Origin of the sequence: Bradyrhizobium sp. McL0616 (assembly GCF_049993385.1) — a bacterium.
Classification (GTDB): Bacteria; Pseudomonadota; Alphaproteobacteria; order Rhizobiales; family Xanthobacteraceae; genus Bradyrhizobium.
This window is the reverse complement of sequence record NZ_CP188255.1, coordinates 4,948,965-4,964,766: the sequence shown is the minus strand read 5'-3', so window position 1 is coordinate 4,964,766 and position 15,802 is coordinate 4,948,965. Positions and strand designations below refer to the sequence as shown.

Genomic DNA, 15,802 nt, shown 5'->3' with positions numbered 1-15,802 from the left:
AAAACCGCCCGGCTTGGCCGGGCGGTTTCATCTGGTTGTTCGTTCTATTCGCCGCCGCCGAACCGGCGTGACCACCAGCCGGCGCGACGCGGTGCGGTCGATGTTTCGGATGCCGCATCCGGTGCAGGCTCGGGAGCAGGCGCAGCAACCGGCTCCGGGGCTGAGGCAACCGTTGCAGCCGGCTCGCTCTGGCTGCTCGACAGGAAGCTCACCTTTTCACGGACGGTGGAGCGGCGTCGCGCGGCCTTGTCGTCGGCGGCCTCTTCCTCCGCAACCGCGGGCTGAGCCTGGGCCGGTGCTTCGGCTTGCAACGCGGCGCGGGGCTCGGGCTGAGCGACCTGTGGCTCGACAGGATTGATGTCTTCGGAATGCGCGATCGAAGGCGCAGCCTCGCCGCCCGAGCCGTCGAAATCGGCAACTGCGTCGGTCGCTTCCGGCGGCGCATTGGCGCTGAGCTCGTCGCCGATGGAGCCGGCGAGACCTTCCTCGCCAGCACCGCGCCGACGGCGTCCGCCGCGACGACCACGCCGGCGTCGGCGATCGCTAGCGCCTTCCTGATCGCCACGGGCCTGACCCGCCTGGTCCTCGCCCTCCGGCTCGGACTCGGCATCCTCGTCTGCTTCGCCAGCTGCGACGGCACCCTCGGGCAACGCGGGCGCGCCATCCTCGCGAGGCTCACCCTCGCGCGGGCCGCCACGACCGCGACGACGGCGGCGGCGCTTGCGGCGCTGGCTATCCTGCTCGGGTGTGGCATCGCCTGCGGCCGGCTCCTCGGTAAGACCTTCGGCAAGACCTTCGGTTTCCTCGGTCTCGACCTCGGATTCCAGCTCCGGATCGAACTCCTCGTCGTCATAGGCTTCTTCGACCACTGGCGGCGGACTTGCGGCGGCCTGGGCGACCAGCAGGGCCTTGGCGGCTTCCAGCGTGTGCACCTGCTCGCCACGGTCGATGAGATAAGCCTGCGGTCCGCTGACGCTGGGGTCGGCGATGACCGACAGGGTGACCTTGAAGCCGTTTTCGAGATCGCGCAGATGACCGCGCTTGTGGTTCAGCACATAGAGCGCGACGTCAGTGCGGGTGCGGACCACGAGATTGTGGGTCGCGCCCTTCATCAGGATCTCTTCGAGCCCGCGGAGCAATTGGAGCGCAACCGAGGACACCGAACGGACGTGGCCGGTGCCGCCGCAATGCGGGCAGGGATCGGTCGAGGATTCCAGCACGCTGGCGCGGATGCGCTGGCGCGACATCTCGAGCAGGCCGAAATGCGAGATGCGGCCGACCTGGATGCGCGCGCGATCCTGCCGCAGGCAATCGGACAGCTTGCGCTCGACCGCGCGGTTGTTGCGCTTCTCGTCCATGTCGATGAAGTCGATGACGATCAGGCCGGCGAGGTCGCGCAGGCGGAGCTGGCGGGCGACCTCTTCGGAGGCCTCCAGATTGGTCTTGAGCGCGGTGTCCTCGATATGGTGCTCGCGCGTCGATCGGCCGGAGTTGACGTCGATCGAGACCAGCGCCTCGGTCTGGTTGATCACGATGTAGCCGCCGGAGCGCAGCTGCACGGTCGGCGAGAACATCGCATCAAGCTGGCTTTCGACGCCCATCCGCGAGAACAGTGGCTGGCCGTCGCGATACTGCTTCACCGCGCTGACATTGGCGGGCATCAGCATCTTCATGAAGTTGCGCGCTTCGCGGTAGCCGGAGTCACCGGCGACCGAGATCTCGTCGATCTCCTTGTTGTAGAGGTCGCGCAGCGAGCGCTTGATCAGCGAGCCTTCCTCGTAGACCAGCGTCGGGGCCTGCGACTTCAGCGTCAGGTCGCGTACCGTCTCCCACATCCGGATCAGGTACTCGAAGTCGCGCTTGATCTCGGGCTTGGTGCGGGCGGCGCCGGCGGTGCGCAGGATGATGCCCATGCCCTCGGGCACGTCGAGGTCCTGCACCACTTCCTTCAGGCGCGAACGGTCCTGGGCGCTGGTGATCTTGCGGCTGATGCCGCCGCCGCGGGCGGTGTTCGGCATCAGGACGGCGTAGCGGCCGGCGAGCGACAGATACGTGGTCAGCGCTGCGCCCTTGTTGCCGCGCTCTTCCTTGACGACCTGCACCAGCATCACCTGGCGGCGCTTGATGACTTCCTGGATCTTGTACTGGCGGCGCGGCCGGAAGGTGCGCTCCGGCACTTCCTCGAGCACGTCGTCTCCGCCGACGGATTCGACGACTTCCTCTTCGGCTTCGTCGCCGTCTTCATCGTCCTCGTCGTCTTCCTCGGCCGTCGCTTCGGAATCGTGATGCGGAGCCTCGGCGTGTTCGCCGGCGGCGTACACGGCATCGGCCGGCTCAGCGGCGGCGGTCACGGCTTCGGACAGAGCCTCTGCGTGCGGGTCGAAGGCGGTGGCGACTACGGCTTCGGCGCCAACGGTTGCGACAGGCGCGTGGGTCTCGTCGGCATGATCATGGTGGTGATGATCGTGCTCGCCGTCATGGCCATGGTCATCATGGTCGTGAGCATGATGGTGATCGTCATCATGGGCGTGATGATGATCGTCGTGGCCATGCTCGTCGTGATCGTGTTCGTGGTGATCATGTTCGTCATGTTCATGGGCATCGTGCTCGCCGCGATGCTCCGCATCGGCGTGCAGATGCTCGCCCTCGTGCGGGGCGCCCTCGGGCCGTGCCTCGGCTTCGACCGGCTGGGCAGCACCTGCGTCGAGACCCTCGACGATATCGCTGCGAACGCGCTCGCCCTGACCGCGGCGGCGGGCGTTGCGATGGCGCGAGCGGCGGCGGCCGTGGGAGCGGTTCTCGGTCTCTTCCTCGGCTTCGCGATGGGCCTGTTCTTCGGCCTCGATCAGCGCCTGCCGGTCGGCGACCGGGATCTGGTAGTAGTCGGGATGGATTTCGCTGAAGGCGAGGAAGCCGTGGCGGTTGCCGCCATATTCGACGAACGCAGCTTGAAGCGAGGGTTCGACCCGGGTGACCTTGGCGAGGTAGATATTCCCGCGCAGTTGCTTGCGTTGCGCGGTCTCGAAATCAAACTCTTCGACGCGATTGCCGCGGACCACGACGACCCGGGTCTCTTCCGGGTGGGTGGCATCGATCAACATCTTGTTGGGCATGTCTTAACTCTTGGCGGCGGCGGGCGCGATTCACCGTGGGCGCGATATGCGCTGCCGGGTGACGCGACGGTCCACCTGATTCGGGGGTGAGGGGAAGGCCGAAACGCCGTCTCTCGCGCCTTGCCGAATCGGAAGCCGGAGGACCATTGCGGCGGCGCGCGGGAGTTTCGCTCCGCAGCGTCGCGAATGGTCCTTCAGAATTCGTCGGCACAGTCTGGCGCATCAAGCGTCGGCCCGTATGAAATATTGGGCGGCGGGGCCGCCCCTTAATCAGCTGCTGCTGGCCAGGCATGGCGCGTGCGCGCTCGCCCTTTGGATCAAGAACCGCTCCCTTGGGATTAAGGGATCGGGTAACAGGCCGCGTCGCTGTCAAAACTGTCCCGGAAACACGAACGGTAACCAGGGACCGTCTGCCGCCGGGGCTTGCCCCGTTCCACCTCGCTGCCGCGCACCGCGCTGGTCTTAGAGGAGAACGGAAAAACGCTGGAATTCCCAAATCTTGAGAGTTCCGGCGCTGCACCGGGAGGCTGAATGCGACACAACCGGAAATTATCGGCCGTCAGCACTTGGTACATACGAGGAATGGGCCAACGGTGCAAGGGAGCGTCGCACGCCGGTCACAGTCGTCGAGTTTCGCGACTCTGTCATTAAGGACTGATTAACCCTGTGGTTCTATTGCGTTAAAGAGGCTGCTCGGAGGCACGGAATCGGTGACGAGCCGCACAAATCAACGGGTTTTGCTGGGGTGCGCGCTGCTTTGCGCCGCAGCATTGCCGTATGCCGATTCCTCTCGCTTAAGCGCGGCGGAAAGCCAGCTGCAACCCTCTGTTGCCGTAGCGAATTTTCCGATCGCCTCAGCTGCCCGGCTGGCCGGTGACGGCAAGGAGACCCGCTTCGTTCTCGACCTCGACCAGACCGTCAGCTTCCGTGCCACGACGCTCGCCGATCCCTATCGGGTGGTGGTCGACGTTCCCCAGGTCAATTTTCAGCTGACCCCGGGGACAGGGTCTGGGGGGCGGGGGCTGGTCAAGGCTTTCCGCTATGGGCTCGTGATGCCCGGCGGCTCCCGAATCGTGTTCGATCTGACCGGACCAGCCAAGATCGCCAATTCCTATGTGCTCGAGGCCGCCAACGACCAGCCGGCCCGGCTCGTGCTCGAGCTGGAGGAAGTCGATCGCGCAGCCTTCGTGCAATCGCCCGCTCCGGAAAATCGCCCCGAGCTGCGGCCGACGATCGCCGCTACGCCGCCGGCAACCGTCCCCGCAGCAGCGCCGGGACCGGCGCAGCAGAAGCCGGGGGCGCCAGCTGACGGCCGCCCGATCGTCGTGATCGACCCCGGCCATGGCGGCATCGACAACGGCACGCAGTCGAGCGGAGAGAGTGAGAAGAATCTGGTGCTGGCCTTTGGCCTGGCGCTGCGCGAACGGCTGGAAAAGGCCGGCAAATACCGCGTGGTGATGACGCGGGACGACGACACCTTCATTCCGCTCAATGACCGGACCAAAGTCGCCCGCAACCTCAAGGCCGCGCTGTTCGTCTCGATCCATGCTGACGCATTGCCTCGCGCGGAAGGCGATGCGCAGGGCGCCACGATCTACACGCTGTCCGACAAGGCTTCCGACGCCGAAGCCCAGCGTCTGGCCGACGCGGAAAACCGCGCGGACGCGATCGCAGGATTTAATCTTGCGGAGGAGCCGACCGACGTCGCCGACATCCTGATCGACCTCACCCAACGGGAAACCCGCACTTTTTCAAACCGTTTTGCGCATTTGCTGATGGACGAAATGAAGACGACGGTGCGGATGCACAAGCATCCCCTGAAGTCGGCCGGGTTCCGGGTGCTCAAGGCGCCAGACGTGCCGTCAGTGCTGGTCGAGATCGGGTACGTCTCCAACAAGGGCGACCTCGAGCATCTCGTGTCCGAGGGCTGGCGCTCCCGGGCCGTGGGCTCGATGGCCCAGGCGATCGACGCGTTCCTGGCCAAGCAGTTGGCGACGGTCGGGGCGGGCAATTGATAATGGGCGATTGAAAAGGGAATGCCGGGTCCCGCTGTTAAGCCCTAGTTTGGCCACAGGGGACGCTTTATAAAAACGACGCAGGGGGTTCCGGAATCGGCGAGAATCCCGTTCGGCAAGCGTCTTTCGGTCCGGCATTGATGTAATTGAGTAGGCCGGTGAATTCGCGACGTGATGATGGCGCTCGTTTTGGGCGCCTTTGGGCTGATCCTAGGGATTGAACGGATAAACAGATAATGCGCTTGCTGGTGCGGTTCATGGGTTTCCTGTTCGCCGCGGGAACGGTGTTGTTCCTTGTCGGTGTTGGTGCCGTGGCGGGACTGATCTGGCATTTCTCCAAGGACTTGCCGGATTACTCTCAGCTTCAGGATTACGAGCCGCCGGTGATGACCCGGGTGCACGCGACCGACGGGTCGCTGCTCGGCGAATACGCCAAGGAGCGGCGGCTGTATTTGCCGATCCAGGCGGTGCCGAAGCTCGTGATCAACGCGTTCCTCGCCGCTGAAGACAAGAATTTCTACGAGCATGGCGGCATCGACTACACCGGCATGGCGCGCGCCGGTCTGGTCTATCTCCAGAATTATGGCTCCAACCGCCGTCCGCAGGGCGCGTCCACCATCACCCAGCAGGTTGCCAAGAACTTCCTGCTGACCAACGAGGTCTCCTTCGCCCGCAAGATCAAGGAAGCCTTGCTCGCGATGCGGATCGAGAAGACCTATTCGAAGGACAAGATCCTCGAGCTCTATCTCAACGAAATCTACCTCGGCCTCGGCGCCTACGGCATCGCAGCCGCTTCGCTGGTCTATTTCGACAAGTCGGTGAACGAGCTCACCGTGGCGGAAGCCGCTTATCTCGCGGCGCTGCCGAAGATGCCGGCGACCCTGCATCCGGTGCGTAACCGCGACCGCGCCATCGAGCGCCGCAACTACGTGATCGACCGTCTCCAGGAGAACGGCTGGATCAAGCAGGCCGACGCCGACAAGGCGCGCAAGGAGCCGCTTGCCGTCACCAACCGGTCCAACGGGGCTCACACCTTCGCCGGCGAATATTTCGCCGAGGAAGTCCGCCGCGACATCTTCGAACGCTATGGCGAGAAGAAGCTCTACGAGGGCGGTCTCTCGGTCCGCACCACGCTCGATCCGAAGATCCAGGTCATGGCGCGCAAGACCATGGTCACAGGTCTCGTGAATTATGACGAGCAGCAGGGCTATCGCGGCGCCATCAGCAAGCTCGATATTTCGGGCGACTGGGGCGTGAAGCTCGCCGAGATGAAGTCGCTCTCCGACATCTCGCCCTGGCGCATGGCCGTGGTGCTGGAGACCAGCGACCAGTCGGCGCGGATCGGCTTCCAGCCGAGCCGCGAGCTCGGCGGCGCCGTCAGCAAGCAGCGCGAGACCGGCCTCATCACGCTCGATGGTGTCAAATGGGCGAAGGCGGCGACGGGAGCCGCGAAGGGCAGGGCTGCCACAGGTGTGTCGCAGGTGCTCCAGCCCGGCGACGTGATCTATGCCGACCCGCTCTACAAGGACGGCACCGCGGTCGAAGGCCAGTACCGTCTGCGGCAGATTCCCGAGGTGTCGGGCGCGATGGTGGTGATGGATCCCTGGACCGGCCGCGTGCTCGCGATGGTCGGCGGCTTCTCGTTCGACCAGAGCCAGTTCAACCGCGCCACGCAAGCCTATCGGCAGCCGGGTTCGTCGTTCAAGCCGATCGTCTATTCGGCGGCGCTCGACAACGGCTATACGCCCTCGACCGTCGTGCTCGACGCGCCGATCGAAATCGATCAGGGCCAGGGCGCCGGCGTGTGGCGGCCGGAAAACTTCTCGGCGAACAAATATCAGGGACCGGTGACGCTGCGGAACGCGCTGCGGCAATCGCTGAACACGGTGACGGTGCGCCTCGCGCAGGACATCGGCATGCCCCTGATCGGCGAATATGCGCGCCGCTTCGGCGTCTATGACGAGCTGCCGAACTATCTCTCCTACGCGCTCGGCGCTGGCGAGACCACGGCGATGCGCATGGTCACGGCTTATTCGATGCTCGCCAATGGCGGTCGCCGCGTGAAGCCGACCTTGATCGACCGCATCCAGGACCGCTACGGCCACACCATTTTCAAGCACGACCAGCGCGAATGCCGCGGCTGCGACGCGGCCGGCGGCTGGAAGAACCAGCCCGAGCCGCAGTTGATCGATCGCCGCGAGCAGGTGCTGGACTCCATGACCGCCTATCAGATCACCGAGCTGTTGGAGGGCGTGGTCCAGGCCGGTACCGCCACCGTCGTGAGGGAAGTCGGCAAGCCGATCGCCGGCAAGACCGGTACGACCAACGAGGCCAAGGACGCCTGGTTCGTCGGCTTCTCGCCTGACGTCGCGGTTGCCATCTATATGGGCTACGACAAGCCGCGTCCGCTGGGCAAAGGCAACGCGGCAACCGGTGGCCATCTGGCAGCGCCCATCGCGCGCGACTTCCTCAAGCTCGCGCTCGCCGACAAGCCCGCGGTTCCGTTCAAGGTGCCGGCTGGCATCAAGCTGATCCGCGTCGTCGCCAAGACCGGCATGCGCGCGGGTCCCGGCGAGACCGGCGGAACCATCCTCGAAGCCTTCAAGCCGGGCACGGCACCGCCGGATAATTACTCCGTCATTGGTGTCGCTGATGCTGACGGTCGCGGCGGCGTGCCGGCGTCGCAGCAGCAGCAGCCGGATTCGGGCTTCTTCATGCGGCCGGGCACCGGCGGGCTGTACTAGCGGATAACGCCGACGATGGGCGAGGCGGGCGGTTGCGCTTTGGTGCAGCCGCCGCTACATCCCCATTTCAATTGCACGCGGATATCTCCGCGAGACCAGAGAACGACATGCGCGCCGAAATCGAACGGTTGGTAGAAGAGATCAAGCAGTCTGTCGGGCTGCTGAGGAGGCATCTTTGACGTTGAGAAATCGACGGCGCGCCTCGCTGAGCTGAACAAGCTCGCAGAAGATCCCAACCTCTGGAACGATCCCCAGAAGGCCCAGAAGCTGATGCAGGAGCGGACCTCGCTGGAGGATTCGCTGTCGGGCATCGGTAAGGTCGAGCAGCAGCTCGAGGACGACATCGGCATGATCGAGCTCGGCGAGGCCGAGGGCGACACGGGCGTCGTTGCCGAAGCCGAAGCTGCGCTGAAAGCGCTTAAAAAGGAAGTCGCGCGGCGCGAACTCGAAGCGCTGCTGTCGGGCGAAGCCGATGGTTTCGATTCCTATCTCGAAGTCCATGCCGGCGCCGGTGGCACCGAAAGCCAGGACTGGGCGCAAATGCTGCTCCGCATGTACACGCGCTGGGCGGAAACCCGCGGCTTCAAGGTCGAGGTTGTCGAAGAGTCCGAGGGCGAAGAGGCTGGCATCAAGTCCGCGACCATCCAGGTCTCCGGCCACAACGCCTACGGCTGGCTGAAGACCGAGGCCGGCGTGCATCGCCTGGTGCGTATCTCGCCGTTTGACTCCAATGCGCGCCGGCATACCTCGTTCTCGTCGGTCGCGGTGTTTCCGGTGATCGACGACAGCATCAAGATCGACATCAAGGAATCCGACGTCCGCGTCGACACCATGCGCTCGGGCGGTGCCGGCGGCCAGCACGTCAACAAGACCGAATCCGCGGTGCGGCTGACGCACATCCCGACCGGCGTCGCGGTGGTCTGCCAGGCCGGCCGCTCCCAGCACAAGAACAAAGCGCAGGCCTGGGACATGCTGCGCGCGCGGCTCTACCAGATCGAGCTGAAGAGGCGCGAAGAGAAAGCCGCCGCCGACCAGGCCGCCAAGACCGATATCGGCTGGGGCCACCAGATCCGCTCTTATGTGCTGCAGCCCTACCAGATGGTGAAGGATCTGCGCACGGGCGTGCAGACCTCCGACACTTCGGGCGTGCTCAACGGCGAGCTCGACGACTTCATGGCGGCAACGCTGGCGCAGCGCGCGTTCGGCACCGTTGGCGCTGACATCGAGGACGTCGACTGATGCCGCGCGTTGCCTTCATCGGGCTTGGACGGATGGGCCATGGCATGGCCGGCCGCTATCTCGATGCCGGCTTCACGGTCACGCTGTGGAATCGCAGCAAGGCCAAGGCGGAAGATTTGATCGCGCGCGGCGCGCATTGGGCGACCTCACCTGAGGATGCCGCGATCGATGCTGACGCCGTGGTCACCATGGTTGCCGATGACGAAGCCGCGCGCACGGTCTGGCTCGGGCCTGAGGGCGCGGCCAAGACGGCCAAGGCCGGCACCATCGCGATCGAATGCTCTACGGTCTCCTACGACCACGCGCGCGAGATGGGCCGCGAGCTCAATGCGCGCGGGCTGATCTACATCGATTGCCCGGTGACGGGATTGCCGGATGCGGCGGCCAGCGGAAAGCTGACGCTGCTGGCCGGCGCCGATGCGGCCGACCTCGAGCGTGCGCGACCGTTCCTCGCACCGATCGGCTCGACTATCCGCCATTTCGGCGCGGTCGGCTCCGGCACGGTCTACAAGCTCATCAACAATCTCATGGGCGCGGTCCAGATCGCCGGCCTCGCCGAGGGGCTCGCGATCGCCGAACAGGCCGGGCTCGACATGAACCTCGTGCTGGAGTCGATTCTGTCTGGTGTCGCCGCAAGCCCGCAGGTGCAGCGCCACTCCAAGCGCATGGTCGCCCGCGACTTCAGCGGCGCGACGTTTACTTCGGCGCTGCGGCACAAGGATGCCGCCTACGCCGTCAAGCTGGCCGAGAGCCTGCTCGCGGACAAGCCGCTGGTTGCACGCGCCGCGGTCGAGTCCTATGCGCGGGCGACGGCCGCGATGCCTGACGACGACGAAGGCAAGATGATCGAGCTGGTGTCGCGGCCGAAGAAGCCTTCGTAGCCGGGCAACAGCACATGGGGCAGCCTCGTTCGGAACGCGGTCTCGGCATTGCCCTTGTCATCGCTGCCGCGATTGCCTGGAGCTCGGCGCCGTTCTTCACGCGGCTGCTGCCCTTCGATCCCTGGACCATTCTGTTCTGGCGCGGCCTGTTCGGCGGCAGCCTGATCACGGTGTTTCTCGTTGTGATGCAGGGGCCCGCGGCCCTCCGGCAATTGGTGGTGCCGGGACGCGGCGGCTTGCTCGTCGCCTCATTGTCCACGCTCGGCATGGTCTCCTTCATCCCCGCGCTTCAGATGACCAAGGTGATGAATGTCGCCGTGCTGATCGCGACGCAGCCCTTCGTCGCCGCGGCGCTGGCGTGGCTGTGGCTTGGCGAGGCCGCGACATGGCGAACGCTCGTCGCGAGTCTCGTTGCCTTTGCCGGCGTGGCGATCACAGTCGGTGGCATCGAAGCCGGGGCTGATGTCGGCGGCGTGGCGCTGAGCTGCCTGATGGTGCTCGCCATCTCGGCCATGACGGTTGTCATTCGGCGCCACCGGGAGACGTCGATGGTCGCGGCGGCGGCGTTGTCGAATTTCCTGGGAAGTCTGGTCAGCCTGCCGTTCGCGCACGATATCGCCCATGTCAGCGGCAACAGCCTTGCGATCCTTGCGATGTTTGGCTGCTTTCAGGTCGCGCTCGGGCTGACCTTCTACATGCTCGGCTCACGCCTGCTGCCGTCGAGCCAGGCCTCGCTGATCGCGACGTTGGAAACGCCGTTGATGCCGTTCTGGATCTGGGTGGCCTTTCGGGAGATTCCTGCGGTGCACGCGCTCATTGGCGCCGCGCTGGTGATCGGGGCGGTGGTTGCCGACATCGCCGGGGATGCGCGGACACGCGCGCGTTCCTAGACGACGTTCTTCTCGGAAATCGGGTGGCAATTTCCATCGCGCTGGACTAGGCGGAGGCTAGCCGCTGAAGTGAGACGCCATGCCCCCCAACGATAACCGGATCGACGCGCGAGACTGGTCGCTGCTCGCTGTGCTCTCGATCCTCTGGGGCGGCTCGTTCTTTTTCAACGGCGCGGCGCTGCGGGAGTTGCCGCCGTTCACCCTGGTGTTCCTGCGCGTGGCGCTGGGCGCGGCCATTCTGCTGCCGCTGCTCAGGATGCACGGCATCAGTCTTCCCAAGAGCGCGACGGGCTGGAAACCGTTCGTCGTGATCGGGCTGCTCAACAACGTCATTCCGTTTTCGCTGATCGTGATCGGCCAGACCTTCATCCCGAGCGGACTCGCATCCATCCTGAATGCCACCACGCCTCTGTTCACCGTGCTCGTGATGGCGTCGGCCGGTGAGGAAGCGCTGCAGGTGCGCCGGGTGGCCGGCGTGGCGCTCGGGCTCGCCGGTGTGATCATTTTGAGGGGATGGGGCGTCGAGTCGCGTACCGGGCATGGGCTCGGCATTCTGCTCTGCCTCGGCGGCGCGTTCAGCTATGGCCTCGCGGCACTGGCGGCGCGCCGGCTGCTGAAGGACTCTCCGCCGCTTGGCACTGCAACCTTTCAACTGATGGCCTCCACGGTGATGATGTCGGTCGTCGCCGGCGCGATGGAGCAGCCGTGGCGTCTTCCGATGCCGGGCATTGCGACCTGGCTTGCTGTGCTTGGCCTGGCCAGCTTGTCGACGGCGCTCGCCTACATCGTGTTCTTTCAGATCCTGCGGCGTTCGGGTGCGACCAACGTCATGCTGGTGACGCTGCTCATTCCCGTGACTGCCATCCTTCTGGGATGGCTGGTGCTGGGCGAGCCGATCTCCATGCGCGAGATCGCAGGCGCGATCGTCATCGGCAGCGCGCTGCTCGTGATCGACGGGCGGGCTGTGAAAATGCTGCAGCGCGTCGCGTAAGTTTCGGACCCCGCGTTTCACCTTGCGGAAAATCCTGTCGCTTGCCAGCGGCCGGCCGCCTTGCGACACTCTGTCAAAACAAGAACGACAAATATTGGGGAGAGAACGATGCCGGGTCGTCGCGGAAGTCTTGCTGCCCTCGCCATACTCGCCGCCGGAGTGCTCGCACCGGCCTTTGCGCAGAAGACATACGATCCCGGCGCCAGCGATACCGACATCAAGATCGGCAACATCATGCCCTATAGCGGGCCGGCGTCGTCCTATGGCGTGATCGGCAAGACCGAGGCCGCCTTCTTCAGGATGATCAACGACCAGGGCGGGATCGGCGGCCGCAAGATCAATTTCATCAGCTATGACGACGCCTATTCACCGCCAAAGGCGATCGAGCAGGCGCGGAAGCTGGTCGAGAGCGACGAGGTGCTGCTGATCTTCCAGGCGCTCGGCACCCCCTCGAACTCCGCGATCATGAAATACATGAACGCCAAGAAGGTGCCGCAGCTCTTCGTCGCGTCCGGCGGCACCAAGTTCGGCGATTCCAAGAATTTCCCCTGGACCATGGGCTTTCAGCCGAACTACCAGAGCGAGGGTCGCATCTACGCAAAGTATATCCGCGACAATTTCCCGAACGGCAAGATCGCGGTGTTCTGGCAGAATGACGATGCCGGCAAGGACCAGTTCAAGGGCCTGAAGGACGGGCTCGGCGACAAGGCCAATATGATCATCGCCGACAAATCCTACGAGGTCAGCGATCCCTCGATCGACTCCCAGATCGTTGCGCTGCACGATTCCGGCGCCGACATCTTCTTCTCATGGGCCGCGCCAAAAGGCTCGGCACAGGCCATCCGCAAGGTCGGCGAGCTCGGCTGGAAGCCTAAATTCTTCCTGGGCAACACCGCCACTTCGATCGCCTCGGTACTGAAGCCGGCCGGCCTCGACTATTCCAAGGACATCATCTCGACCGCGTATCTGAAGGATCCGACCGATCCGACCTGGGACAAGGATCCGGCGGTGGTGAAATGGCGTGGGTTCATGGACAAATATTATCCCGAAGGCGACAAGGCCAATGCCAACAACCTCTATGGCTATGTGCAGGCCGAGGCGATGGCGCAGGTGCTGAAGCAATGCGGCGACACTCTCACCCGCGACAACGTCATGAAGCAGGCCGCGAACTTGAAAGACTTCCACACCGACCTGATGCTGCCCGGCATCATGGTCAACACCTCAGCCGACGACTATTTCCCGATCGAGCAGATGCAGCTGATGCGCTTCAACGGGCAGGCCTGGGAGCTGTTCGGCGACGTCATCACCGGCGAAGTCGGCCACGAGCGCAGCCAGTAGTCAGGGCTGGTGGCCGGCCTTCGCTTTCAGCGCCATGCCCCCGGCAATTCCGACGCCGAGCACATAGATCCAGCCCTCGTGGAAATCGAACAGATGCGAGTTCAGAACTGAGCTCGCAATATTTTGCGCCACGACGACAAGTCCGATCCAGGCCGCAAGACCTTCGCCTGTGAACAGGCGAAGATGGGCGATCCACATCGCATAGAGCAGGACGATACCCAGCAGGCCCCATTGCACCGCGACGTTGCGGCCGGCGCTAAGGAGGGCCGAGCCCCGTCAAAAAAAGGCGCGACGCAGGCTTAGCCCGCGCTGAGGCGCACGCCAGCGCGCAGGAATTTCTGCGGATCGACAGCTTCGCCGTCGATGCGGGTTTCGTAATGCAAATGCGGGCCGGTCGAACGTCCAGTTGAGCCGACGAGGCCGATGACTTGGCCGATCTTCACGATCTCGCCGACCTTGACGCTGATCTCGGAGAGATGGCCGTAGCGGGTCGACAGCCCGTTGCCGTGATCGACTTCGATCATGCGGCCATAACCGCCGGACCAGCCGGCCGAGACCACCTTGCCGTTGGCAGTGACGCGCGCGGGATCGCCCGTCGCGGCGCGAAAGTCGAGACCGGTATGCATCGCGGGCCGACCGAGAAAGGGATCGCTGCGCACACCGAAGCCGGAGGTGAATTCGACCTCGCCGACGACAGGCTTGCGATAGGGCACGAGTGCGAGCGTGCGGTTGAGCCGGTCCATGTCGGCGCGCGTGAGGTTGATGCGATAGAGCTGCTTCTCGAACGGCCCTGCATTGGCACTGAGTTTGACAGGCACAAAAGGTCCGCCCATCGCGGCGCGCGGCACAGCCGCCTCGAGATTGGCCATGTTCAGGCCGAGATCGCTGACCACGCCGCGCATCCGCCGCATCCGCGCATCCATGCCTTCCTCGACGGCGCTGAGCGCCGCGACCTGGCGGCGCTCGACTTGGTCAAGTGAGGTCGTGAGGCGGACCAGCACGTTGTCAAAGCCCTGGTTCTTGGCGAATTGATTGACCGGCGTGGCCATTACGGTCGGTGCCCGCGATTCGAGCCGCGCCTCGCGATCCGGCGGCGCCACGAAGATCACGGTGTCGCTGATCGGAGACGGTTTTGGCGTGCCCTGCGTCGTCGCCTGGTTCGCGTCGCCACGCTGCGGTGTCGAGCGAGGGATCGATCCGGTCACGTCGGGCATGGCGCCGAGCGCCGTGGCCCGGGACTCCAGCGCCGTCTGGCGCTTCATGATCTGGTCGAGCTTCTGGTCGAACTGCTCCTGATCGAGCAGCTGCCGGCTGGTGGTGCGGTCGACCTTGGCGCGCAGCTCGGCGATGCGATCCTCATAAGCGTATTGCATGTCTGCCTGGCGGGCGATCAGCCGGGTCAGGACGTCGTCGCGGAAGGCGAAATAGGTGGCGGTCGCGGCCGACCACAGCCCGAGCAGCACGACCGTGCCGACCACGATCCAGAACACCACAGGCCCCAGACGGACCTGCTTGCCGTGATGCAGGATGGTGTAGGCGTCGTCGGCGCCGGGAAGGGGGACAGGAGTGGCTGCGGCTGCAGCGGCGGGACGGCGATGGAAGGCCCGTCCGTGGTCGTGGGAATGATGTTGGGGGTACTGCGTATATTGGGCAGAACTTTTCGACATCGGCACTCCCGCGCCGGTCGGAACGGTTCCTGACGGCTTAATTGCGGCAGCAATCTGGGCCGGTCATGGTTAATTTTCCGGAAACGGGAGTCCTCGAATTTAACGGGCTGGTTAAAGACTTCTTGCCGCAGCCAGCACCTCGTCGGCATGGCCGTCGACCCGGACATTGCGCCAGACCTTCGCCACCTTGCCGTCGGTCCCAACCAGCACCGTTGTGCGAATAATTCCCAGGAAGTTCTTGCCATACATGGATTTTTCACCCCAGGCGCCATACGCCTCCAGCATCTCATGCGTCTCATCCGAGATGAGGGGGATGCCGAGACCGTGCTTGTCGCGGAACTTCTCCTGGACCTTTAACGGATCGGCGGAGATGCCAAGCGCAGTGGTGCCGGCAGCAGTGAAGGCGTCCTTGAGCCGGGTGAAGTCGATGGCCTCGCGGGTGCAGCCCGGCGTGTCGGCGCGAGGGTAGAAGAACAGGACGAGCTTCTGGCCGGCATAATCCGCAAGCGTCACCACGCTGCCGCCGTCGCGGGGCAGGCGGAAGCCAGGAGCCTTCTGGCCCTCGGCCAGAGCTGGCGCGGAACCGGCTTTGGGCTTAGAGGCCTTTTCAGAAGATTTTAACCGTTTCGATGGGGCCTCATGCGATGCTGCCTTGGCTGTTGTCTTGCTTGATTTGCCTGCTGATGCCCGCTGTATTTTCGCTGGGCTTGTTTGAGTCGTTGCCCGTGTTTTCGGGGCCTTCTTTTTAGCGGTCGGACTGCCGGAGGGCGTTTTGGACGATTTCTTTCGGGATTTCTTGGACATACGCCTTCCTTTCGTCGCTTTCGGCGGGTCAACCGAAGCGGTATTGCAGCTCTCGTCCGGCGTGCCGGATTCGTGCCCTCGGCTGGGCAAGTTTGACGACGCCGGAGTATGGTTACAAGG

10 protein-coding genes and 1 pseudogene are annotated in these 15,802 nt (G+C 64.5%); 7 read left to right on the top strand and 4 right to left on the bottom strand.

Annotated elements, in window-relative coordinates; all coding sequences use genetic code 11:
• Positions 1-44: 44 nt before the first annotated feature.
• Positions 45-3,113, bottom strand: a complete 3,069-nt coding sequence (locus ACPPVR_RS24240; RefSeq protein WP_426609091.1) for an Rne/Rng family ribonuclease — start codon at positions 3,111-3,113, stop codon at positions 45-47.
• Positions 3,114-3,823: 710 nt separating this feature from the next.
• On the opposite strand from ACPPVR_RS24240, the gene ACPPVR_RS24235 reads away from it, so the two are divergent.
• The 7 genes from ACPPVR_RS24235 to ACPPVR_RS24205 all read left to right on the top strand — a co-directional run bounded on the left by ACPPVR_RS24235 (position 3,824) and on the right by ACPPVR_RS24205 (position 13,211).
• Positions 3,824-5,128, top strand: a complete 1,305-nt coding sequence (locus tag ACPPVR_RS24235) for an N-acetylmuramoyl-L-alanine amidase (RefSeq protein WP_426609090.1) — start codon at positions 3,824-3,826, stop codon at positions 5,126-5,128.
• 236 nt (positions 5,129-5,364) lie between these two features.
• Positions 5,365-7,872 (top strand): penicillin-binding protein 1A, encoded by a 2,508-nt coding sequence (locus ACPPVR_RS24230; protein ID WP_426609089.1) that lies wholly within the window; start codon positions 5,365-5,367, stop codon positions 7,870-7,872.
• Positions 7,873-7,979: 107 nt separating this feature from the next.
• A protein-coding gene (gene prfB / locus ACPPVR_RS24225; protein ID WP_426609088.1) for a peptide chain release factor 2 occupies positions 7,980-9,111 on the top strand; the annotation gives its coding sequence in 2 pieces (ribosomal slippage) (positions 7,980-8,048 and positions 8,050-9,111; 1,131 coding nt in all).
• On the top strand, positions 9,111-9,992 hold the full coding sequence (locus ACPPVR_RS24220) for an NAD(P)-dependent oxidoreductase (RefSeq protein WP_426609087.1): 882 nt from the start codon (positions 9,111-9,113) through the stop codon (positions 9,990-9,992). Before prfB ends, ACPPVR_RS24220 begins: the two co-directional genes overlap by 1 nt.
• Before the next feature lie 14 nt (positions 9,993-10,006).
• Positions 10,007-10,882, top strand: a complete 876-nt coding sequence (locus ACPPVR_RS24215; RefSeq protein WP_426609085.1) for a DMT family transporter — start codon at positions 10,007-10,009, stop codon at positions 10,880-10,882.
• 79 nt (positions 10,883-10,961) lie between these two features.
• A complete protein-coding gene (locus ACPPVR_RS24210; RefSeq protein WP_426609084.1) occupies positions 10,962-11,873 on the top strand; it encodes a DMT family transporter in 912 nt (303 codons plus the stop codon).
• A gap of 108 nt (positions 11,874-11,981) precedes the next feature.
• Entirely contained in the window at positions 11,982-13,211 is a 1,230-nt protein-coding gene (locus ACPPVR_RS24205) for an ABC transporter substrate-binding protein (protein WP_426609083.1), read from the top strand.
• Here ACPPVR_RS24205 and ACPPVR_RS24200 read toward each other — a convergent pair.
• The 3 genes and pseudogenes from ACPPVR_RS24200 to ACPPVR_RS24190 all read right to left on the bottom strand — a co-directional run.
• Positions 13,212-13,457 (bottom strand): annotated as a pseudogene (locus tag ACPPVR_RS24200) (O-antigen ligase family protein); the annotation flags it as partial.
• Between the two features lie 53 nt (positions 13,458-13,510).
• Complete coding sequence (locus ACPPVR_RS24195) at positions 13,511-14,878, bottom strand: peptidoglycan DD-metalloendopeptidase family protein (protein WP_426609082.1); 1,368 nt, start codon at positions 14,876-14,878, stop codon at positions 13,511-13,513.
• 111 nt (positions 14,879-14,989) lie between these two features.
• Positions 14,990-15,682, bottom strand: a complete 693-nt coding sequence (locus ACPPVR_RS24190; protein WP_426609080.1) for a redoxin domain-containing protein — start codon at positions 15,680-15,682, stop codon at positions 14,990-14,992.
• Positions 15,683-15,802: the final 120 nt, after the last annotated feature.

Excerpts from the sequence above, each read along its gene's own strand:
- ACPPVR_RS24230 (WP_426609089.1), top strand. The coding sequence starts at position 5,365 with ATGCGCTTGCTGGTGCGGTTCATGGGTTTCCTGTTCGCCGCGGGAACG.
- ACPPVR_RS24240 (WP_426609091.1), bottom strand. The coding sequence starts at position 3,113 with ATGCCCAACAAGATGTTGATCGATGCCACCCACCCGGAAGAGACCCGG.
- ACPPVR_RS24190 (WP_426609080.1), bottom strand. The coding sequence starts at position 15,682 with ATGTCCAAGAAATCCCGAAAGAAATCGTCCAAAACGCCCTCCGGCAGT.
- ACPPVR_RS24215 (WP_426609085.1), top strand. The coding sequence starts at position 10,007 with ATGGGGCAGCCTCGTTCGGAACGCGGTCTCGGCATTGCCCTTGTCATC.
- ACPPVR_RS24220 (WP_426609087.1), top strand. The coding sequence starts at position 9,111 with ATGCCGCGCGTTGCCTTCATCGGGCTTGGACGGATGGGCCATGGCATG.
- ACPPVR_RS24210 (WP_426609084.1), top strand. The coding sequence starts at position 10,962 with ATGCCCCCCAACGATAACCGGATCGACGCGCGAGACTGGTCGCTGCTC.
- ACPPVR_RS24205 (WP_426609083.1), top strand. The coding sequence starts at position 11,982 with ATGCCGGGTCGTCGCGGAAGTCTTGCTGCCCTCGCCATACTCGCCGCC.
- ACPPVR_RS24195 (WP_426609082.1), bottom strand. The coding sequence starts at position 14,878 with ATGTCGAAAAGTTCTGCCCAATATACGCAGTACCCCCAACATCATTCC.